Annotated in this window: 18 protein-coding genes; 11 read left to right on the forward strand and 7 right to left on the reverse strand. The window is 48.9% G+C overall.

Annotated elements, in window-relative coordinates; genetic code table 11:
- Positions 1 to 188 precede the first annotated feature (188 nt).
- The 7 genes from PQG66_RS19945 to PQG66_RS19975 all read left to right on the forward strand — a co-directional run bounded on the left by PQG66_RS19945 (position 189) and on the right by PQG66_RS19975 (position 8,303).
- On the forward strand, positions 189 to 2,132 hold the full coding sequence (locus PQG66_RS19945; protein WP_272039564.1) for a sensor histidine kinase: 1,944 nt from the start codon (positions 189 to 191) through the stop codon (positions 2,130 to 2,132).
- Positions 2,133 to 2,137: 5 nt separating this feature from the next.
- Positions 2,138 to 2,914, forward strand: coding sequence for a response regulator transcription factor (locus PQG66_RS19950; protein WP_272039565.1), 777 nt, complete (start codon positions 2,138 to 2,140; stop codon positions 2,912 to 2,914).
- A 129-nt stretch (positions 2,915 to 3,043) separates the two neighbouring features.
- Positions 3,044 to 4,339: an ABC transporter substrate-binding protein gene (locus PQG66_RS19955; protein WP_272039566.1), complete on the forward strand. Its 1,296-nt coding sequence runs from the start codon at positions 3,044 to 3,046 to the stop codon at positions 4,337 to 4,339.
- 61 nt (positions 4,340 to 4,400) lie between these two features.
- On the forward strand, positions 4,401 to 5,171 hold the full coding sequence (locus PQG66_RS19960) for a hypothetical protein (RefSeq protein ID WP_272039567.1): 771 nt from the start codon (positions 4,401 to 4,403) through the stop codon (positions 5,169 to 5,171).
- Positions 5,168 to 6,082 carry a carbohydrate ABC transporter permease gene (locus PQG66_RS19965; RefSeq protein ID WP_272039568.1) on the forward strand — a complete coding sequence of 305 codons (915 nt, stop codon included), beginning with the start codon at positions 5,168 to 5,170 and terminating at the stop codon, positions 6,080 to 6,082. The genes PQG66_RS19960 and PQG66_RS19965 overlap by 4 nt, the downstream gene beginning before the upstream one ends.
- Entirely contained in the window at positions 6,075 to 6,920 is an 846-nt protein-coding gene (locus PQG66_RS19970) for a carbohydrate ABC transporter permease (protein ID WP_272039748.1), read from the forward strand. The genes PQG66_RS19965 and PQG66_RS19970 overlap by 8 nt, the downstream gene beginning before the upstream one ends.
- A gap of 27 nt (positions 6,921 to 6,947) precedes the next feature.
- Positions 6,948 to 8,303, forward strand: coding sequence for an FAD-dependent oxidoreductase (locus PQG66_RS19975; protein WP_272039569.1), 1,356 nt, complete (start codon positions 6,948 to 6,950; stop codon positions 8,301 to 8,303).
- Positions 8,304 to 8,420: 117 nt separating this feature from the next.
- Here the strand turns inward: PQG66_RS19975 and PQG66_RS19980 are convergent, their stop codons facing one another.
- Both PQG66_RS19980 and rsgA read right to left on the reverse strand, forming a co-directional pair.
- Positions 8,421 to 9,437 (reverse strand): aminoglycoside phosphotransferase family protein, encoded by a 1,017-nt coding sequence (locus PQG66_RS19980; protein WP_272039570.1) that lies wholly within the window; start codon positions 9,435 to 9,437, stop codon positions 8,421 to 8,423.
- Positions 9,434 to 10,507: a ribosome small subunit-dependent GTPase A gene (gene rsgA / locus PQG66_RS19985; RefSeq protein ID WP_272039571.1), complete on the reverse strand. Its 1,074-nt coding sequence runs from the start codon at positions 10,505 to 10,507 to the stop codon at positions 9,434 to 9,436. Before rsgA ends, PQG66_RS19980 begins: the two co-directional genes overlap by 4 nt.
- Positions 10,508 to 11,036: 529 nt before the next feature.
- On the opposite strand from rsgA, the gene PQG66_RS19990 reads away from it, so the two are divergent.
- Positions 11,037 to 11,435: a VOC family protein gene (locus PQG66_RS19990; protein ID WP_272039572.1), complete on the forward strand. Its 399-nt coding sequence runs from the start codon at positions 11,037 to 11,039 to the stop codon at positions 11,433 to 11,435.
- 199 nt (positions 11,436 to 11,634) lie between these two features.
- Here the strand turns inward: PQG66_RS19990 and PQG66_RS19995 are convergent, their stop codons facing one another.
- From PQG66_RS19995 to PQG66_RS20010, 4 genes are all read right to left on the reverse strand, one after another.
- Entirely contained in the window at positions 11,635 to 12,285 is a 651-nt protein-coding gene (locus PQG66_RS19995; RefSeq protein WP_272039573.1) for an amino acid ABC transporter permease, read from the reverse strand.
- A 70-nt stretch (positions 12,286 to 12,355) separates the two neighbouring features.
- On the reverse strand, positions 12,356 to 13,078 hold the full coding sequence (locus tag PQG66_RS20000; protein ID WP_272039574.1) for an amino acid ABC transporter permease: 723 nt from the start codon (positions 13,076 to 13,078) through the stop codon (positions 12,356 to 12,358).
- Positions 13,079 to 13,217: 139 nt separating this feature from the next.
- A complete protein-coding gene (locus tag PQG66_RS20005) occupies positions 13,218 to 14,054 on the reverse strand; it encodes a transporter substrate-binding domain-containing protein (RefSeq protein ID WP_272039575.1) in 837 nt (278 codons plus the stop codon).
- A 65-nt stretch (positions 14,055 to 14,119) separates the two neighbouring features.
- Positions 14,120 to 14,854, reverse strand: a complete 735-nt coding sequence (locus PQG66_RS20010) for an amino acid ABC transporter ATP-binding protein (protein ID WP_272039576.1) — start codon at positions 14,852 to 14,854, stop codon at positions 14,120 to 14,122.
- 420 nt (positions 14,855 to 15,274) lie between these two features.
- On the opposite strand from PQG66_RS20010, the gene PQG66_RS20015 reads away from it, so the two are divergent.
- On the forward strand, positions 15,275 to 16,888 hold the full coding sequence (locus PQG66_RS20015; RefSeq protein ID WP_272039577.1) for a glycoside hydrolase family 28 protein: 1,614 nt from the start codon (positions 15,275 to 15,277) through the stop codon (positions 16,886 to 16,888).
- Between the two features lie 198 nt (positions 16,889 to 17,086).
- Here the strand turns inward: PQG66_RS20015 and PQG66_RS20020 are convergent, their stop codons facing one another.
- Positions 17,087 to 17,938 carry a helix-turn-helix transcriptional regulator gene (locus PQG66_RS20020; RefSeq protein WP_272039578.1) on the reverse strand — a complete coding sequence of 284 codons (852 nt, stop codon included), beginning with the start codon at positions 17,936 to 17,938 and terminating at the stop codon, positions 17,087 to 17,089.
- A gap of 232 nt (positions 17,939 to 18,170) precedes the next feature.
- On the opposite strand from PQG66_RS20020, the gene PQG66_RS20025 reads away from it, so the two are divergent.
- Both PQG66_RS20025 and PQG66_RS20030 read left to right on the forward strand, forming a co-directional pair.
- Positions 18,171 to 18,629, forward strand: a complete 459-nt coding sequence (locus PQG66_RS20025; protein WP_272039579.1) for a cupin domain-containing protein — start codon at positions 18,171 to 18,173, stop codon at positions 18,627 to 18,629.
- Positions 18,630 to 18,966: 337 nt separating this feature from the next.
- Entirely contained in the window at positions 18,967 to 20,223 is a 1,257-nt protein-coding gene (locus tag PQG66_RS20030; protein ID WP_272039749.1) for a DUF445 domain-containing protein, read from the forward strand.
- The last annotated feature ends 89 nt before the right edge of the window (positions 20,224 to 20,312 follow it).

Raw genomic sequence — 20,312 nt, forward strand, 5'->3', positions numbered from 1 at the left:
CCCCTCAATCTCTCCCCAGAACTACCCATTCATCCATCTTTGTCCTAAAATTTCATACCAAATCCATAGCTTACAGTATAGCGAGCGCGACTCTACACTGGATATGATGACCTCAATTGAACGTTGGATTTCATGGAGTTATCGCGAGGTCAAATACAATGATTTTAACGAAGGAGGGACACAGGTGAATGATAAAAAGGGTGCGGGACTACATCTGGAGGTTTTGTTCTATTGGTTCTAGGTATGAGTTCCATTCTACGCGTGATTGGCGATCGATCCGAGATTTCATTGGTTTCCATTCAATTCGAAAAAGGTTGAATCTGCGCTCCAAGCTACTGCTGCTCTTCCTGGCACTGACGCTGTTGCCGCTCAGCTTGCAGGGAGTGATGGGATACGCCCATTTCTCACGGACGCTGGATCATAAGACGGAGCAGTTCACCATTGATATGGTGCGGCAGATCAATACCAATCTGAACTGGATGCTGAAAGACTTCGAGCGTCTGTCGCTCTTGCCACTCTATGACCAGATGGTGCTGGGTATCCTGCGCGAGTACGATGGGACGATGGGTTCCGGGACGTGGGCGAAGTCGGATGATTATCTGAAAATGAAGCTGTATACGTCTGCCCAAGCCTATGACCGGCCGGAGATTCGAGGGATTCATCTGATCAGCAATAGTGGCATCCTGTTCTCCAATCTGGACTCGCTAGCAGTGAAACCCGTCTGGGACGGGAGCCAAGAGCCATGGTTTGCCGAGCTGAGAGGTACGGAAGGGATGTGGCGCTTGCTTCCTCCCCATGTTCCTGGCTATTACGTGGATGAACAGGAAGGGGAATACATTACCGTAACCAGAGAGCTGCGTGATCCGGGTACGCTTCAGCGGCTGGGTTACATCTTGATTGATATCCGGCCGGAGGCCTTTGGACAGTTGCTGTCCAACCTGAATTTTGAGCAGAAGGCAAGTCTGATGATTGTGGACAGCCAGCAACGTCTTATTTTTGAACGAGTTTCCACGGAAGGGTTATCTGCTTACGCTCCTTTGTTATCCCACGGGAAGCTCTGGGATTATGAAGAGAACCAAAAGGTAGAACTGGAAGGACAGCCCTACCTCCATGTACGAAGTCTTTCGGGATATTCCGGGTTGTCGGTGATCAGTCTGACACCCATTACGGTCATTCAAAAGGAATCGGGAGAGATGCTCACCTTCACTATTGGGCTAGCATTGCTGTGTATGGCAGCCGTAGTGACTCTCGCCGTCTTGGTATCTTACAGGGTAACTCGTCCGCTCATTCGCTTGAAACATCATATGATCCGGGTGGAACAGGGCGATTTTAGCCAGCGGGTTACTCAGTACAGTGATGATGAACTAGGGCAAATTAGCCGAGGGTTTAACCGCATGATGGAGGAGATTCACCGCCTATTCCATGAGGTGTATTTACTTGAAATTCAGGAACGAGAGGCTGAACTGTCGGCGCTACAGAGCCAGATCAATCCTCATTTTATATACAACACATTAGAGTCGATTAACATGATGGCTGTTCGCCAGAGGCATGCCGAAGTATCTGCCATGGTTACGGCGCTTGGCAAGCTGCTGCGATACACAGTGGGTAAGGCTGATCGCATGGTGACGCTACGGGAAGAGCTGGCGTTCGTCGATTCCTATGTGCGCATTCAACAGGTGCGTTACAACGGTGAACTGGACATTATTTATGATATCGAGGAAGAGGTTAACGACTATCTCATTCCCAAGTTGATGTTACAGCCACTAGTGGAAAATGCGATATGCCACGGGATCGAAGGACAGCAAGCAGGTAGTAAAGCAAGCGGCACGATCTGGGTGTCTGCGGTTCTGTTCGAGCAGGAACTGATCATCAGTGTACGAGATAACGGCAAGGGGATGGATCAGGAAGAGCTGGATCGATTAAATGCTTCTGTCTCTGGACAAAACGTGGATTGCCTCCAATCGAATAATCCTATTCTGCACCGTCAAGCCGGAGATAGTCTGGGGCTGCACAATATTGCTCAAAGGCTTCGTTTGATATATGGAAAAGACAGCGGACTGAGCGTTGATGGCAGCCCAGGACAAGGACTGGCTGTAACTTTATCTATTCATCTTCATCCGAGAGGGGAATGAAACCCATGTATAAAGTGCTGCTTGTAGAGGACGAGACGGTTATTCGCCAAGGGTTACGGGAGCTGATTGTACAGGCCACGCCCCAGTTTCAGGTGGTAGGTGAAGCCGCTAGCGGAGCCGAGGCGCTGGAGGTGCTGCGCTGTGAAGTGCCCGATGTCTTGATTACGGATATTCGTATGCGAGAGATGGACGGACTGTCGCTGGTTGGGCTGGCGAGAGAGATGTACCCGGACTTGCTGATGCTCATTATTAGCGGGTATGGGGAGTTTGAATATGCACGCAAGGCGATGGAGCACGGAGTGCTGAGTTATCTGTTAAAGCCGATTGAGCGTCATGAACTGGTGAAATGTTTGCAAAAAATGCAATTACTGCTGGATCGAAGATACGGCCTCACTACGTTTTCTACTACAGAACGTTCTGGCATAGAAGAGCAGGATATGGGGGATACCCGCAAAATTATTCGCAGCGTCAAGGAGCACATCCATCAGCATCCTGATGGTGATCTTCGGCTCCAGACGGTTGCTTCACTGGTCAACCTGAATCCAACGTATCTGAGCCAATTGTTCAAAACCGAGACAGGAACCAACTACTCGGAATATATCGCAGAGGCACGGATCGAACGGGCCAAATGGCTGCTGGTGAACACGGGTCTCAAAATCTATGACGTCGCCCGGTTATCTGGATACCAGAGTCCAAAACATTTCATGCTGGTTTTTAAGCAGCAGACAGGGCAAACGGCAGGAGAATATCGTGAAGGATACAGCAAGCAGAGTGGACAGTAGGGATACGGAGCCACGAAACTCCTTAAAAAACCATACCATTTCTGCAACTCACGTGATTTAGAAGCAAGCAGGGCTTTCGATATACTGGGGTGGCACAGGAATACCATAACGTCCACAAGGGGGATTTCCATGAAAAAAGCAGGACTGACGCTGATTCTCATCCTTATGATCGCCGCTCTGATCGGGTGCACAAGCACCAGCAAGGGTGGGGATTCTAACGCATCCGGCGGAGAGAACGACAAGGTAGAGTTGAAGTTCATGATGTGGGGCAATCAAGCACATATTGATGTGTACAACAAGCTGATCGATGGCTTTACCAAAGAGAACCCCGGCATCAAGGTGACGATGGAATCTGTACCATTTGCTGATTATCAGCAGAAAATATCGGTGCTTGCCGCCGGAGGTTCGCTGCCGGATCTGGCCTGGGTATCGGAACGCATGATACCCCAGTTCAAGTCCAATCACATCCTGGCCGACGTGTCGGCGTTCAAGGATGATGCCGAGTTTAAGCTGGACGATTATATTCCCAGCACGCTGGATCTCTTCCGTGAGGGAGATCAACTGTTAGGCTTGCCGTTTTCCACACCGCCGGTGGTGATGTTTTATAATAAAACGCTCTTTGACAAGGCCGGGCTGACCGATCCCAATACGCTGGCTTCCAAAGGAGAATGGACGTGGGAGCAGTTCGAGGCCTCTGCCAAAGCGATAACCAGCAAGGATGCGGCGAGTCGCACGTATGGGGCTAACTTTTTTCGAGATTGGAAGACTTGGGCGGTGCTCTCTTCTTACTCTTGGTCGAATGGAAGCGGGCCATTCAATGAAGATATGACAGCGTTTACCTGGAATGATGAGTACGGTGTACAGACCTTTGCGATGCTGGAGCGCATGATGTTTACGGACGAATCCCACCCGAAAGCGGGCGAGCAGGTGAGCTTTGATGCAGGCAATGTGGGCATGTTCTTCGATAACTACAGCTATGTGTCCAAAGCAAGGGAGATCAAGGAATTTGAATGGAGTATTGCGCCTATGCCTTCTGGTTCACAGGGCAGCGTACCGATGCTGGGACAGGCGGGTTATGCCATGTTTAACGACAGCAAACATCCGGAGGAAACGAAGAAACTGCTGAAATATTTTGCGAGTGAACAGGGGACGCAGGCAACCGCTACGTATTTTGTGCCCGCTCGTACGTCGGTTCTGAACTCCGATGCCTTCATCCAGCAGCCGAACAATCCGAGCAAAGAGCATATCGTGCAGGCTGTCATTGATGAAATGCCCAAAGCACGCCTAATTCCGGGACATATCCGCTGGCAGGATATTGATAATGCAGTGCTGCAAGGGTTTGACCGATTATTCGCTCGTACGGTCGCTCCCGAGGATAATCTGAAACAGATGCAGACTGAAGTGCAGAGCGTCTTGCAGCCCTGAAGAAACAGGGGATTGAAGCTGATCGGGCAGGAGTGAGGGAAACGAAGGAGTGATGAGAGGCATGGAAGAAATGAAGGAACAAAAGGAGATAGCTCAAGTACAGGACATGTGGAACGTACAGAAGACAGGGCAATTGCAGGCTATGCTGCATCAGAAACCGTTGTCGCTTGTCATCAGTCTGCCTGAGAATAGTCTTGCCTTGGCTCGGGCGGCCCAAGAGGAAGGCGCGGATGCACTGAAGGTTCACTATAATGTGGGCCACCGTGCGAGTGGCAATCATTTTGGTTCGCTGGGTGAATATGTCGAGGTGTTTCGTACAATTCGCGCGGAGTTCGGAGGACCGTTAGGTGTTGTGCCATCCGGTAGCCTCGAAGGGACAAGGCGAGAGGACGTGGAGCGTTTGTCGGGTCTGGGGTTTGATTTTTACTCGATCTATGCACATCATCTGCCGTCATTTATGCTGAGTGATCTGGGACTGGAATCTACGTTTGCGATTAACGATGCGTATGATGTGTCTCTCGTGGCAGCGGCTGCGCATTTTGGTTTTACTGCAATGGAGGCCTCCATTGTACCCGGCAAAGAATACGGCACCCCGCTCAGCTTCGCGGATGTTCTTCACTATCGGCGGCTCGTCCTGCAAGCCGGAGTACCGGTACTGGTTCCTTCCCAGCGCAACCTGGTGCCGGAGGATGTACCCGTGTTGCATCATAGCGGTATCCAAGCCATTATGCTCGGGGCGATTGTTACAGGCAAAACGGAGGATGAGCTGCGCAGAGCAGTAAGCGGTTTCCGTAACGCGATTGATCGTTTGACTGGGAGGGAAGGGTCGTGAGCCGCCTCAGCAAACGGAGACGCGGAGGGCCGCTCGCCAGGGAGGCGCAGATTGCTGGCTGGTTGTTTATTTCGCCCATGGTGCTGGGCTTTACTTTGCTGCTCTTGTTCCCGATGGGGCTTGCATTCTATATGAGTCTGACGGATTGGCCGCTGCTGGGAGATCACCAATTCATCGGGCTGGATAATTATCGGAATATCATGACGGACGCTATGTTCTGGGAAGTGCTCGGCAATACCGTTTATTTTACGGCAGGTCTGGTGCCGCTGAATATTGTGCTGGCTCTGCTGCTCGCGTTGTTGTTATCCAAGAGCATTCGAGGGATTGGCATATTTAGAACGGCTATCTTTGTACCGGTCATGACGTCATTAATCGTGTGGGCCATTGTGTGGAAGCTAATGTACGCGACGGAGTCGGGATTAATCAACCAACTGCTGCTGATGATCGGCATCAAGGGCCCGGCCTGGCTGTACGATCCCAATCTGGCGATGCCTGCGGTCATCGTGACCAGTGTGCTGAAGAATGTTGGGCTCAATATGGTGCTGTTCATTGCAGCACTTCAGCAAGTCCCTCGTTCCTTATACGAAGCGGCAACGCTGGATGGCGCAGGCAGGAGAGCTTCTTTTTTCAATGTCACCCTGCCTATGATTACACCGACTGTATTTCTGACCGTAGTGATGACCGTCATTGGTTCGCTCAAAGTATTCGGACAGATCTATGTTATGACCCAAGGCGGCCCGAGCAACAGCACCAAGGTTCTGGTCTATTATATTTGGGAAAAAGCGTTCAAGCTATTTCAGTTCGGCTATGCTTCTTCCCTCGCCTATGTGTTGTTCGTGATCGTACTGATTCTGACGCTGCTGCAATGGCAGCTCCGAAAGAGGTGGGTATTTGGTGAAGGCGATGCCTAGATTGACAAGGCAGGGGTTCGGCGCAGCTATGGGCACCTATTTGGTGCTAACGGTGATATCGCTTATCATGATTGTTCCGTTGATCTGGATGATCTCGACATCCTTCAAGGAGCCGCAGAGCATATTCACCTATCCGCCGCAGTGGTTACCGGACACCTTGCAATTTCAGAATTATATCGATGTGTTCCGATTGATTCCGTTTCATCGTTTTTACGGGAATAGTGTGTATATCTCTGCGTTGGTAGTACTTGGGACGGTGTTTTTTGCCTCTCTCGCAGGGTATGCCTTTGCCAAGATTCCATTTAAGGGACGGAATGTCGTTTTTCTCATTTTGCTGAGCGCGATGATGATTCCGCATGAGGTGACCGCCATTCCGATGTTTCTGTTTATGCGTCAACTTGGGTGGATCGATACGCATCTTCCGCTGATTTTGCTGCCGATCTTTGGTGCGGGCGGAGTGTTTGGCATCTTTGTTATGCGTCAGTTCTTCATGACCGTGCCGACCGAGCTGGAGGAAGCGGCGATGATTGATGGATGCAGCCGGTTCCGAATCTATGCGCAGATTATGCTACCCCTTGCCAAGCCGGGTATGGCTACCCTGACGATTTTTACATTTGTGACGAGCTGGAATGAATTCTTCGATCCGTTGATTTTTATTAATTCACGAGAGCTGATGACACTACCGTTAGGGTTATCCTTATTTACAGATGAAGTGGGTACAGCCTGGCAGTATTTGATGAGTGCGACCGTGATGGCGACGGTTCCTCTATTGATCGTCTTTTTCCTGGCACAGCGGCGTTTCATTGAGGGTGTGGCGATGACGGGATTGAAGGAGTAACCAGGATTGGGAAGGAGGAGGTACGACTTGAGTGAACAGAAGCGTGTGCAAAGAGAAACGGCGGATGTTGTAATTGTCGGGGGCGGACCTGCCGGGATTGCAGCCGCGATTGCAGCAGGAAGGCAGGGGGTGCGAGTTGTCCTAGTGGAACGCTATGGATTCGTAGGTGGGATGTCCACGGCCGCGATGGTCTATCCATGGATGACGTTTCATACCGTGCAGGGGGAGCAAGTCATTCGGGGGATTGCACAGGAGATCGTGGATCGGTTGCAATCCTGCGGAGGCTCTCCCGGACATCTGCGAGACACGGTTGGTTTTGTGCATACGTTGACACCGTATGATCCGTCTGTCTATCCAGTAGTTGCGACAGAAATGTTGCAGGAGGCGGGGGTTCGGCTCTTGTTACACAGCTTCGTGGATGATGTGGTCGTGGTGGAAGACCGGGTAGAGGCTGTGCGAGTGACGAGCAAATCGGGCGAGTTGGAGATTCAGGCAGCTGTTTTTATCGATGCGAGTGGTGATGCGGATGTGGCTTATCTGGCTGGCGCTGCCATAGCGAAGGGGAGAGATGAGGACAACAAGTCTCAGCCTATGACGATGAAATTCCGGATGCGCGGCGTGGACCTTGGGCGTGTGAAGCAGTATATGCAGGATCATCCAGAGGATTTCTATGAGAAGACCCCTTATGCCGAGCTGGACACGATCCCACTAACGGGAGTGAGTGGCTTCTACTCGCACTGGAAGAGAGCGGCGGTGCCGATTCAGCGTGATCAGGTATTATTTTTTACCGGGCCGGCTGAAGATGAAGTACTGATTAATTGCACTCGGGTGCAAGGGTTTGATGCGACAGAGACTGTGGATCTGACGGCCGCCGAAACGGAGGGGCGGAAGCAAGTGTTGATGATCGCGGAGTTCCTGCGGAATGATGTTCCAGGATTCGAACGTTCCTCCATCTCGGCTGTAGCGCCACAGATCGGTATCCGTGAATCGAGACGTATCATAGGGCATTATGCGCTGACTCAGGAAGATGTTATTGCAGGTCAGAAGTTCGATGATGTCATCGCCAGAAGCGGCTATCCTATTGATATTCATGATCCCTCCGGGCAAGGGGTGACGGCGGCTTTTATCCAAGGTGATGGAGCATATGATATTCCGTATCGTTGTCTCATCTCGCAGAATAGAAGCAATCTGCTGGCTGCCGGGCGCTGTATCTCGACAACACATGAGGCTCATGCGACGACCAGATTGACCCCAAGCTGCATGGCAACAGGAGAGGCAGCGGGAACAGCAGCGGCTCTGGCAGTGAAGCTGAATCTTGCTCCTGTGGTGTTGCCTGTATCGCTGTTGCAGGAAGAACTTCGACAGCATGGTGCAGCGATATGAGGGTGCGGATGGTGTGAGTTCATGAAATAACAAGCTGCTGACGACAATTGAATGGGAGTATGAAAGAACTCCGAAAACCCACTATATTCAAGGGTTTTCGGAGTTCTTGTTTTAGAATCAGTTCAGCGCAGGGCTGGCCTTCATCTCATAGATTTTTTGGAGCGTATGGAGATACATCGTCTTCTCGGCATCGTCTTCTGTATGAAGATAATACTCTATGAATCTGTACCCGAACATGAGCAGGATTAGCTCATAGACGCAATGCTCGGCGACAGGAGGGACATCCGCAAATTCGGAAAAGCCTTTGTAATAAGCGGGGATGCATCGTTGATAATATTCGATCATGTGATCGATATGGGCTTCATCCGCAATCAGGCTTGCGATATCCTCGCCGAGGTAGCCCCAGCCGCTCATGTCCCAGTCGATGATTGCGAATGTTTTGTCTGTGTAGATCAGGTTGTTCACCCAGAAGTCCCGATGGCATAACACGACGGGTAATTTTTCGATGCGGGCAAGGATCTCATCCGCGTGCTCATCGATATCGATAAGCATCTGTCGCACATGCTTCGGGAATTCGCAATCCTCCGAACGGATATAATTGTAGACAAGTGGCCAGGAACGGTAATGCAGATACGTGTTCTTCATGAGATCTGCATGGCTCAGATTGGTCAGACTCTGAAGCACTACGGGCTGCTCCGCATATAGCTTGCCTTGATAGCGCCCCCATTCCAGTGCGACCTGTTCATACATGTCGCTGGTCAATTCAAGACCGGTCAAGCCGTCAATATATTCCAGCCACAGCTGGAATTCATCTTCTTCGGTATTCATCTCGGAGTGATAACACGTTGGCCAGCGGACAGCATCCGAGAACGTTGCCCCCAGGTCAGAAGCGTACAGATCATATTCCCGACGCCAAGATTCCGGATCGCCATAGCGTTCAAATTTTTTCTGGATTTTCAGAACGATACGGTAACCCAGATTTTGTCCATCCACAGTTTCCGCGTTGCCTGTTACCAGGTGCACATTACCTACCGTTCCGCCCTGCAACGGAACAGTTTGGCACTCAGCGGAAAGAATAGTCGTCTTGAACTTTAGACTTAAGGCAGAGATCAGCGATTCGTAGTTCATATTCATTTTTTCCAGCCTCCGTTCTTTTTCGTTTGCTTGCTCCACATGGCGATCGATTTATTGCGGGCCCTCTTGTCGATGAGGTAATTCGTTTTATCCTGAACATATTTGTTCTCATGCTGCTGGGCAATATAATACTCCCACCGTTCCAGTGGCAATAATCCGTCATCCAGAGCGGCCAGAACAGCACAGCCTGGCTCGGCCTGATGACGGCAATCTGTGAATCGGCATTGAGTGAACCATTCCTCTACATCGGTAAAGCTTGCACGTATACCTTCATCGGCATCGAATAGTCCAAGCTCGCGCATACCCGGCGTATCAATGACCATCGCACCAGAGGGGAGCATGAACAACTGGCGGTGCGTTGTGGTATGTCGCCCCCGGCTGTCTTCCTCTCGAATTGACTCAACCTTCATTACGGCCTGTTCCATCAAGGCATTGAGCAGAGAGGATTTGCCGACGCCGGACATGCCGAGAAAGACAACTGTTTTACCAGGCCTTAAGTAGAGATCGAGTTCCTTAAGCCCTTGGTTTGTATGACTGGAGATTGCGTGAACCGGTACATCAGGGATGCTCTGTGTGACTTCAGCAAGTGGTAGATTATAATCTTCAACGAGATCAGCTTTGGTCAGAATGATGATCGGCTGGCCGCCGCTCTGTCTTGCTTGTGTCAGATATCGCATGATGCGGGTAACATTGAAATCCCTATTCAGAGAAGTGAGAATAAAAATATAGTCAAAATTGGTTGCAACGACTTGCTCCAGCACGGTTCTGACATAGCCTGCGGCATGACCTGAGAAATCCGCGCGTGAGAACTTTGAGTGACGGGGCAGTACCGTAACGATGAGAGAATCTCCACTCTCGTTGTACTGCAGCAAGACAAAGTCTCCAACGCACGGAAAGTCTGCGCGTGATTCCGCGCTGTGATAGAACAAGCCTTTGAGCACTGCCGTTACTTCTCCGCGCTCAGTCATGACCGTGAAGCGCTCGCGGCGAAGCTCCGTTACCCTGCCCGCCAATAATCCGTCGGGAATTGCATCTATTTCTACATAGCCATACGTTTTCAAATCCATCATATTTGTTTGTTAGCTCCTTTAATGTTGTTTTTTTGGACGCAAAAATGCCACGGACAAGCAGCCTCTAAAGAAGCTGCTGTCGCGCGGCATCAGGACGCAAAAAAGATACGACCTTGATCGTATCCTGCAAAACAGCAATTTTCACGAAAGGTTACTTTGGGCGGCACAGCAAATAGAACGGGCATAATCCCGCTTTTTCACGTATGCCAGCTATTCAGTTCTAAGACCAAACCACCATATAAGTAGTTGCCATTAAAACACATCTCCCTTCGTGTCAGGAACTGGCTTATCGCTAAGCTTTCTATAAAGTAACCTTTTTTGGAAAAAAAATCAATGACAGAAACGGTTAATTTTGAATTATTCTTTCGCTTATTCAATTAGATTAGTTTAAACTAGCGTTTACCTTGTATTCCAAAAGTGGTTTCAGGGTATGGGGCAATTATCCATTTATATTTCTTTAAGAAGTGGGCAAGAAATATAAATTGAGATTGATTGCAATCTGATCCTATGTGAAGAAGGGGAGTTCAATATGAAAAACGTTACACCATTTTTAATGTTTCAAGGCGGTATTGCAGAAGAAGCTATGAATTACTACACATCACTCATTGAGGATTCAGAGATTAAAAGCATTACTCGGTACGGTCCTGATGGACCCGGGAAAGAAGGTACAGTGATACAAGCTATTTTCTCGCTAAAAGGACAGGAGTTCATGTGTATCGACAGCCATGTTAATCATGAGTTTACGTTCACCCCGTCTTTTTCAATCTATCTTACGTGTGATACCGAGGAGGAAATCGACAGCCTTTATGAAAAAATGATGCAAAATGGCACTGCACTCATGCCTATAAATAATTATGGATTCAGTAAGAAATTCGGATGGCTGGTGGACCAGTTCGGCGTATCTTGGCAGTTGAATTTACCAGCGTAATCAACCTGATTTTAAAAATAACTCTGCATGGTCAGTTCTTCCGTCACCGTAACGAGTCATAGCGAACTCAAAAGCTCCAGCTCCACAAAAAGAAGTGGAACTGGAGCTCTTGATCGTTATGCATTCTTTATGCTATTCGCCAGTATCTATATGCAATCTGACTGTATCTATGTGTACATTCCCTAATCTGACATGCTCTTTAGTTCAAACGTGCCTCAAGCCTTCTTGCTACGATGGAGAGGGAATAGTTGATGATGAAATACAGCACCGCTGCCAGTAACAACGAAGGTATGACGTAATCGAAGCTTTGGCCTCCAAGGATCTGCACATTGTGCATTAGTTCTGGCAGAGAGATGATGATGGCGAGTGACGTATCCTTGAGTAGGGAGATGAATTGGCTGACCATGGGTGGAGACATGCGGCGCAGTGCCTGGGGCATAATGATGTTGCCCAGTGTCTGCATATAGCTCAAACCCGAAGAACGAGCAGCTTCCACCTGACCGCGTTCCACAGATTTGAGGCCGCTGCGTACAATTTCTGCAATCATGGCGCCTTCAAACAGACTCAGTCCCACTACCGTGGACCAGAAAACTGACATTTTAATCCCTAGCTGCGGGAGTACGATATGAATAAAAAAGATAATGAGCAGTAACGGCAGGTTACGAATGGTATCTACGATCACTGCCACAATCTGTGCGAGAACAGGAATGCGTGTATAACGTATTGTGCCGAGCAGCGTACCTAACACAAAGCTGAACACAATGGATAAGCCCGCCACTTGCAGCGTCACCCCGAATCCATGTAGTAGAAAACGAAGGTTCGGCCACTCAAAGGCTCCGCTAAAGTCCATACTTCAGATCCCTCCTTCGGGAACGATATAAGTTCTAGCTGAAATTCATGCCCGATTCCTCTACTAGCCCCTACATCGTGACTTGCCCTGTAGGTTTGTTTTTCTTCGGTTTTCCTTTGGGTTTACGTGCCTCTGCATCACTTTGTCCGAATCGTCGTTCCATATAATGCACCAGGAAGCTGAGCGGTAAGGTCAGCACCAGATACAAAAGTGCAACAATGGTGTATACACTTAGCGGCTGGAACGTATCAGAGTTCACAAGGTCGGCAAAATACATCAAGTCCATACCAGCCACGACTGCCAGAATGGATGAGTTTTTGACCAGATTAATAAACTGATTGCCTATGGAAGGCAGTACGATCTTGATTGCTTGTGGCAGAATGACCAAGTTCATGGCCTGTACATAGGACAATCCCGATGAACGTGCAGCCTCCAACTGACCGCGAGGTACGGTCTGAATACCTGCTCGAATCGCTTCTGCGATAAAAACAGCTGTGTAGATGGTCAGGCCGAGTGTTCCTGAAACAAATCCATCCAGTGTAATACCAAGTGCTGGCAGCCCGAGGTAGAAAAAGAACACAACTAGCAGCAATGGAATGTTGCGAATAAACTCAACAAAAGCCGTACCGAACCAGTTCAACGGCTTAATAGGTGAGATGCGAAAGATCGCTAGTATGGCGCCTAGCACAAAGCTGCCTACCAGAGCGATCACGCTCACTTGAATTGTATTCCAGAATCCTTCAATGAACCGGTCCGAGTGCCTGAACAGTACGCCAAAATCCAATGTGCCCATATACAAGACCCCCGTTCTCCAGGTGTGAAAATAAAACAACAGCACATCTGCTGCATGCAGATCTTTCGCATACAGCAGATGCTTACATTACGTATTGAACAGATGGGTAGACTTGCCCATCATGTGCTGCTCACAACCGTTACTCAGGTTTGCTACCCAGCCATTTCTCGTGCAGCGTGTCATATTCACCACTGTCCTTTAATCCTTTAAGCATCTTATTCACTTCTTCTACGAAGGCGGTGTCACCCTTACGGATCGCCATGCCATAAGGCTCACTTGTGAAGTTGCCACCAACGAGCTTGTAGTTGTTGTCTGACTGCTGCATGCCGATGAGAATGATATTGTCAGTAGTTAGCGCTTCACCTTTATCTGCTTTCAGCGCTGTAAAAGCATCCTGATAGTTATCGAACTCGAGCACCTCGGCCTTCGGTGCCTTCTCGCGAATGTTCTGTGCAGACGTGGAGCCTTTCACGGCAAGCACCTTCACACCATCCAGGCTCTCGAGACCGGTGATGGCACTGTCGTTTTTCACCAGCAGGGACTGGCCTGCCTCGAAGTATACATCACTGAAATCAACCTGCTCTTTGCGCTCGTCTGTAATCGTCATTGTGGCAATGATGATGTCGATATCCCCGTTCTGCAGCATGGGAATTCTTGTTTTGGAGGTAACTTCCTTCAGTTCAACCTTCGTTTCATCGCCCAGAATCTGCTTAGCTAGCGCTTTGGCGATATCGATATCAAAGCCCTCCACGTTCCCGCTTGCTGGATCTTTGAGTCCAAATAACTTCGTGTCGTATTTCACACCAGCAATTAGCTTGCCGCGCTCCTTAATCTTCTCAATCGTGCCTTTCGCTTCCGCATTGCCCCCACCACCTGCCGAGGAGGTGTCTGTTCCTGTATTACAGCCAGATAAGACAAGAGATAACATAAGTACCAGCACAAACGTCAAAGTCGGCCACTTCATTCTATTTTTCATCAAAATAAGACCCCTTTCGAATTTGGAGTGCCCATGATAAGTCTGGGTGACAGAATTAGGAGGGATTAATGATGGATCAGACGGCTAAGAAACTGTTGTGCTCTCTCTTCTCTAGGGTTGTCAAAAAACTCCGTCGCAGAAGCTTCTTCTACGATTCGGCCTTCATCCATGAAGATGACCCGGTCTGCCACTTCGCGGGCAAAACCCATCTCATGGGTAACAACCACCATAGTCATGCCATTGTGGGCAAGGGAGCGCATAACATCCAGAACCTCGCCGATCATCTCGGGATCAAGGGCAGAGGTCGGTTCGTCAAAAAGCATAATCTTTGGTTCCATTGCGAGCCCTCTTGCAATCGCTACACGTTGCTGTTGTCCACCGGATAACTGGGAGGGGTAACTGTCTGCTTTATCGGCGATGCCGACCCGCTCCAGGTATTTCATCGCGGTTGCTGCTGCTTGGGCCTTGGGTTGTTTGCGCACTTTGATCGGTGCAAGGGTAATGTTATCGATGACTTTTTTGTGGGGATACAGATTGAAATGTTGAAAAACCATACCGATGTCACGGCGGAAGAGGTTGATGTCCACCTTTTTTTGATGCAGAGGAATGCCGCTGACGACAAGCTCGCCGTCACTGATGGTTTCCAGACGGTTGATACAGCGAAGCAGTGTACTTTTGCCAGAGCCAGAAGGTCCGATAATAACCACGACCTCGCCTTCTTCAATGCGGAGATGAATATCCTTGAGGACATGGAAATGACCGAAATGCTTTTGGACACTTTTGAATTCAATCAAGAACATACACCCTTTCTGCAATAGAAAATAGTAGGAATAAAAAGGCAATATTGCAAAGTAGTTATTTCATCATACAGATTCATCCTGATAATAGCAATTACTCTGTGATAAAACATGACATAAGTAACAGGTGTTGTAGGCCTGTAGCTCGAAATTACGTCATATATATGTTATATTTATAACTTTTTTGTGACGAATCCTGACAAAAAAATGAATCCATATGCCTATCTTATTTACAAGCATTGGAATTGATGTATGTTGTATACTGGAAATTGGTGTGCAATTTTCATAAATCACATATGTGGCATAGATAACAAATAACATCAAGTTCACCCTGTACATGGCAAAAAAGTTCAACCTAGCTTCGTCATGCCATTGATATGATGAAGTGAGATAACGACACAGTAGAGAGGATGATTTCATACGATGAATATTTATCACTCCCCGATGTCTTCAGGAGCAGGCAGTGTACCCGATGTTCAAGCTTACGAAGTGGATCTACCTGTTATTCCTAAGCGTGATTATCATATTACCGAGTATGGTGCTGTTGGAGATGGGATAACAGAGAATACAGAGGCATTCCGACGGGCTATTGCCGCGTGTGCAGAAGCGGGCGGAGGCAGGATTATCATTCCCCCTGGTGTATGGCTCACTGGGCCTATTGTGCTTCGTAGTCGAATTGAACTGCATGTGCAGGCCGGGGCGCTGGTAACGTTCAGTCAGGATTTTAGGAAGTATCCGCTCATTGGATCAAGCTTTGAGGGCTGGCAGGTTGTACGCTGCCAATCTCCGATTGATGCAGACGGGCTCGAAGATATTGCGATAACGGGTGAAGGGATCTGGGATGGTGGGGGTGAAGCCTGGCGTCCGGTGAAAAGATCTAAAATGACAGCAGGTCAGTGGGAGCGATTACTTGCCTCAGGTGGTGTTGTAGAAATGTCCGGCACAGAAGAACAGATCTGGTGGCCTTCCCAATCTGCACTTGATGGCGTAACCACTGCCGAAAAGCTTCGCCAAGAGAATGTAAGTGATATCGCCGCTTATGAAGAGATTCGTGAATTTTTGCGGCCGAATATGGTCAGCTTACGGCGATGCAAACGAGTTCTGCTGGAGGGACCTACATTCCAGAACTCACCGGCATGGAACCTGCACCCTTGGGCGTGTGAGCATGTGACGATTCGTAAAGTAAACGTACGTAATCCATGGTTCTCCCAGAATGGAGATGGACTGGATATAGAGTCCTGCCGTCATGTTCTGGTGGAGCAGAGTCTATTCGATGTTGGTGACGATGCGATCTGCATGAAATCCGGCAAGGATGCTGAAGGACGTGAACTTGGACTGCCATCGGAGTACGTCACGATTCGGGATTGCACTGTGTATCATGGTCATGGCGGTTTTGTGATCGGAAGTGAGATGTCTGGTGGTGTCCGGCATGTTCGCGTATCGGATTGTACATTTATAGGAACGGATATCGGTTTACGTTTCAAAAGTGCACGCGGACGCGGCGGTATCGTCGAAGATATTCAGATTGAGCGTATCTATATGAAGGATATTATTATGGAGGCAATCTCCTTTTCATTTTTTTATGCCAATCAGGAGGGGTCTGCACGGGGTGGGGATCTCGCGAAGGAGGTCAGCGAAGAGACGCCGGTGTTCCGGGATATTCGAATATCGGATGTGGTCTGCGCGGGTGCTGATGCGGCCCTGTTTGTCAGCGGTTTGCCGGAGATGCCCCTGGACAGTGTGAGTATTGAGCGTTACAGCGTAGAAGCTCGTACAGGGATTCAGTGCGCTCATGCTAAACACCTGCAACTCACCGAACTACAAGCACGAGTCACCGAAGGGCCGTTAATTCATCTTCACAATTGCAAAGGTGCAGAGGTACAAGGAATTAATGGTGTGGGAGCCGATGGGAAGCTGCTGATGGTCACTGGACTTGAGTCTGCCGGTATCGTATGCCGGGAAACAGATGCTGATACCGAAGGAAGGCAAATATCTGTTGGTCCAGAAGTCCGAAGTGGAGCCATCATTCGCGGATAAAAGATGCGGTATTTTCGCGGTGCAGCATCTTGTAAGCCTTTTAACAGCGATAAATAAGTAACCGTAGCAGGGTAGCCATATATCCAGTCCAGTCATCGATGCTCTTCTCCAGAGAGGGGAGACGACATAATGGAGCTGAATCACGGCTACCCCTTTCATTTTGGATATCAAATACAGGACACGGTAGCATGCGGCCTTTCACCTGTGCTCTTTGCGATAACGCAGCGGCGTTGTGCCAGTAACCTGTTTGAAGGTTTTGTTAAAATGAGCAGTATGTTCAAATCCTACCTTTTCTGCGATGAATTGAACTCGCTCTTGTGTGGAAAGCAATCTTCGCTGTGCCTCGCGAACGCGTACGATTCGTAAGTATTCGCTGAAACGAAATCCGGTAAGTCGGCTAAACATTCGGCTTAGATACGAAGGACTAATATAAAAACGGGCTGCGGTTCCTTCCAACGTAAGGGGTTCGGTATAGTGTTTATTGACATAGGTCACAATCTCACTAATCTTGTCCTGCATGGGGTGTAATGAACCCGGATTAGACTCTCGAATAACCTCCTGTGCTCGATGGATATAGACGAGCAGCTGGGCTAGCAGACTACGTACAGTAACCTCATAATGAGGACGTCGCTCTTTGCATTCTTGGAGCATCTGCCATAGGATGCGTTCAATCTCAGGCTGATCTGACTCGGGAACACGAAGCAGGCTGGAACATTCGAATGGCAGCAGACCACAGATGCCTAGCTCCATACCGGTTGCAAAAGTAGGTGAGAAACCAATGAGTATCCGTTCGAAGCCAGGCTTAGTTCCTTTGGACGTCGTGTGTACATCATGTGGATTGATGAGAACCAGGTCGCCTTTTCGCGCAGGTAAAATCTGTCCATTCATGGAATATACCCGTTCACCCTCGAGCAGGTAATATAATTCATAAAAGGGATGGGCATGAGGCTGTGGCATCGCGCTTCCGTCATGTCTTCGCATATATTCAATGGAAAAAGCATGATCACCAATCCGATATTTAGGTCCAATCCGATCTTCAATGAGACTCATTATACAACTCCCCTCTACTTCAGGCTTGGCGTTGATATCCATATCATAACGGAAAATTGATATTTTTGTAAACGCTATCATGCAGAGTGAGATTCGTTTTGGGTGGTGGACTCCGTATTTAACAGCTGTAAAGGTGACAAAACGGACATGTTGTTTTAGAGTAGGGAGAGCGAGGTTAAACTTCGGTTTGGAAGTTTCCCCGAATATGAGTTTGGAAGGAAGGAAACAGGTTATGACAGCACATGAATTATCACCACTCGTAGCTGCACTGGATATGCAGCCTCACGTTGAAGGTGGTTGGTATAAGGAAGTTTGGAAGGCATCCTATCAAATCCCGCAATCCGTTTTGCCGGATTCCTACTCTGGTCCACGTTTCTCGGCAAGTTCAACGTATTTCTTATTGCATGCCCATGAAATTTCTGAATGGCACACGGTGCTTTCGGATGAGTTGTGGTTATGGCATAGCGGTAGCCCGATTGAACTGAAATTGGGGGGCAATGGCGAGAATCCGGAGAATGAGGAAGTGCTGGTTCTCGGTATGGATATCGAGGCAGGACAATCTCCTCAGGTCCTCGTTCCTGCAGGTGTATGGCAGACGGCACGTCCTCTGGGCGATGAACCAGTGCTGGTCACTTGTGTGGTTGCACCAGGATTTCACTTTGATGATTTCAAGCTGATCTCCAAAGGTTGAGAGTGTTGTAGACTCAATGGAAATCCCGATTCGGATGGTTCAACATCTGCATCGGGATTTTTGGGGTCTTGTTCGCGCGGGAAGCCCCTGTTTTTATCCTTTTTCGGCAGGCAGAGGTTTGGTTTTGACGTTTGTGGGTGATAAGATGAAGTATACGAAAATAGAACGAAACGTATGGATAGTATGATTCTTTGCTCATGATTCTTGTAGAACACCCTTCAGAGGAAGAGATTCAATCATTGAGTCGTATGTTTTTACATAATCTAAACCAATCTAATGCAGCTATTCCGTATGATCAGCGGGACTGCGCAACGAACAATAAAGGAGCAAGATAATGATGGCTAAACCTAAAAAAACCAAGACGGCAGCAGCCTGGTCTCTCGTGATCATGGGAGCAGGATTCGCAGCATCATTACCATTTCAGGGTGTGCCTGTAGGGAAGTTGTTGGTAGGCTCATTTGAAGCGGGACTGGTAGGTGGTCTTGCGGATTGGTTCGCGGTAACTGCGCTGTTCCGCCATCCGCTTGGCATTCCAATCCCCCATACAGCGCTATTGCCGAAGAACCGGGACAAGATGACCGAAGGTCTGGTCTCCGCTGTGGAGAACAACCTACTGAACAAAGACAGTATTACGGAGAAAATTGCTGGTTTCAAAGCAGCTGAAGTTGTTCTGGATACGCTGGGGCGGGAGCTGCACAGTGATGGCGTCAAAACGATGATGGATACATTGTGCAAACGTATATTGGCAGGATTGCCGCTAGAGCAGATTGCTCCCATAGTTGCCAAAGAGATCAAGTCACAGGCTGGCGCGTTTGATCTGGGGCCGATCCTGGAAAGAGCCGCTGTACAGGTGACGGAGCGAGGATATGATGCACAGGCTTTGGATTATGCACTAAAACAGGCGGAAGAGTGGCTGGTTAAACCGGAGACCATTCAGTTACTGGGTGAAAGTGGCATGAAAGCCATTAGTGGTATCCAAATGAACGGACTCATGCAGTTTGCGATGAATGCGTTCATGGGGTATTTGAATGAAGAACGTCTGGGCGGCATTATTCAAGGGTATCTTTTTGATCGGGTAGAGGATATGAAACGGGAAGGCAGTGCGCTGCGATACAAAGTGCTGGATACGCTGCGTACGCAGGCTATGCGAATTGCAGTGAGTGAGGCTATGCAGGATGGCCTTAATGGCTGGAAGAACAATCTGCTGGATGGCTGGGACGCCGAGGAAACGGTGCTGAACAAACTCACGGAGCTGCGTGATAAAGCGCTCGCTGCGATGGAGGATGGGCAATATGTGGATACGTATGCGCTACCGGCCATCGAAAAGGTACTGGCAGATCTACGATCAGATGACGTGTTAATGACAAGCATGAATGCCAAGATTGTGGAAGGTGTCACCACACTGCTGGAGAAAAATCACTCCAAGATTGGGAATCTCGTACGCGAAAATGTAGATAAAATGGATAATTCTACGCTTATTTCGATGATTGAAGATAAAGTGGGACAGGATCTGCAGTGGATTCGGATCAACGGTGCAGTGACTGGATTCATTATCGGGATCCTACTGACTGCACTGCGCATGGTGCTTGAATAATGACGATAGAGGCCAAGCCGGCTCGGCTGGCCAAGAAGAAGAGCCGCTCATTTGCAGAGCAGGCTCTTTTTTAGTGTAAACATGGACGA

It is taken from the genome of Paenibacillus sp. JJ-100 (assembly GCF_948329825.1).
Lineage (GTDB): Bacteria > Bacillota > Bacilli > Paenibacillales > Paenibacillaceae > Paenibacillus.

Excerpts from the sequence above, each read along its gene's own strand:
- PQG66_RS20010 (WP_272039576.1), bottom strand. The coding sequence starts at position 14,854 with ATGTTCTTGATTGAATTCAAAAGTGTCCAAAAGCATTTCGGTCATTTC.
- PQG66_RS19950 (WP_272039565.1), top strand. The coding sequence starts at position 2,138 with ATGTATAAAGTGCTGCTTGTAGAGGACGAGACGGTTATTCGCCAAGGG.
- rsgA (WP_272039571.1), bottom strand. The coding sequence starts at position 10,507 with ATGATGGATTTGAAAACGTATGGCTATGTAGAAATAGATGCAATTCCC.
- PQG66_RS19990 (WP_272039572.1), top strand. The coding sequence starts at position 11,037 with ATGAAAAACGTTACACCATTTTTAATGTTTCAAGGCGGTATTGCAGAA.
- PQG66_RS20025 (WP_272039579.1), top strand. The coding sequence starts at position 18,171 with ATGACAGCACATGAATTATCACCACTCGTAGCTGCACTGGATATGCAG.
- PQG66_RS20000 (WP_272039574.1), bottom strand. The coding sequence starts at position 13,078 with ATGGGCACATTGGATTTTGGCGTACTGTTCAGGCACTCGGACCGGTTC.
- PQG66_RS19995 (WP_272039573.1), bottom strand. The coding sequence starts at position 12,285 with ATGGACTTTAGCGGAGCCTTTGAGTGGCCGAACCTTCGTTTTCTACTA.
- PQG66_RS20015 (WP_272039577.1), top strand. The coding sequence starts at position 15,275 with ATGAATATTTATCACTCCCCGATGTCTTCAGGAGCAGGCAGTGTACCC.
- PQG66_RS19960 (WP_272039567.1), top strand. The coding sequence starts at position 4,401 with ATGGAAGAAATGAAGGAACAAAAGGAGATAGCTCAAGTACAGGACATG.
- PQG66_RS19945 (WP_272039564.1), top strand. The coding sequence starts at position 189 with ATGATAAAAAGGGTGCGGGACTACATCTGGAGGTTTTGTTCTATTGGT.
- PQG66_RS19970 (WP_272039748.1), top strand. The coding sequence starts at position 6,075 with ATGCCTAGATTGACAAGGCAGGGGTTCGGCGCAGCTATGGGCACCTAT.
- PQG66_RS20020 (WP_272039578.1), bottom strand. The coding sequence starts at position 17,938 with ATGAGTCTCATTGAAGATCGGATTGGACCTAAATATCGGATTGGTGAT.
- PQG66_RS19980 (WP_272039570.1), bottom strand. The coding sequence starts at position 9,437 with ATGAATATGAACTACGAATCGCTGATCTCTGCCTTAAGTCTAAAGTTC.
- PQG66_RS20005 (WP_272039575.1), bottom strand. The coding sequence starts at position 14,054 with ATGAAAAATAGAATGAAGTGGCCGACTTTGACGTTTGTGCTGGTACTT.
- PQG66_RS19955 (WP_272039566.1), top strand. The coding sequence starts at position 3,044 with ATGAAAAAAGCAGGACTGACGCTGATTCTCATCCTTATGATCGCCGCT.
- PQG66_RS20030 (WP_272039749.1), top strand. The coding sequence starts at position 18,967 with ATGGCTAAACCTAAAAAAACCAAGACGGCAGCAGCCTGGTCTCTCGTG.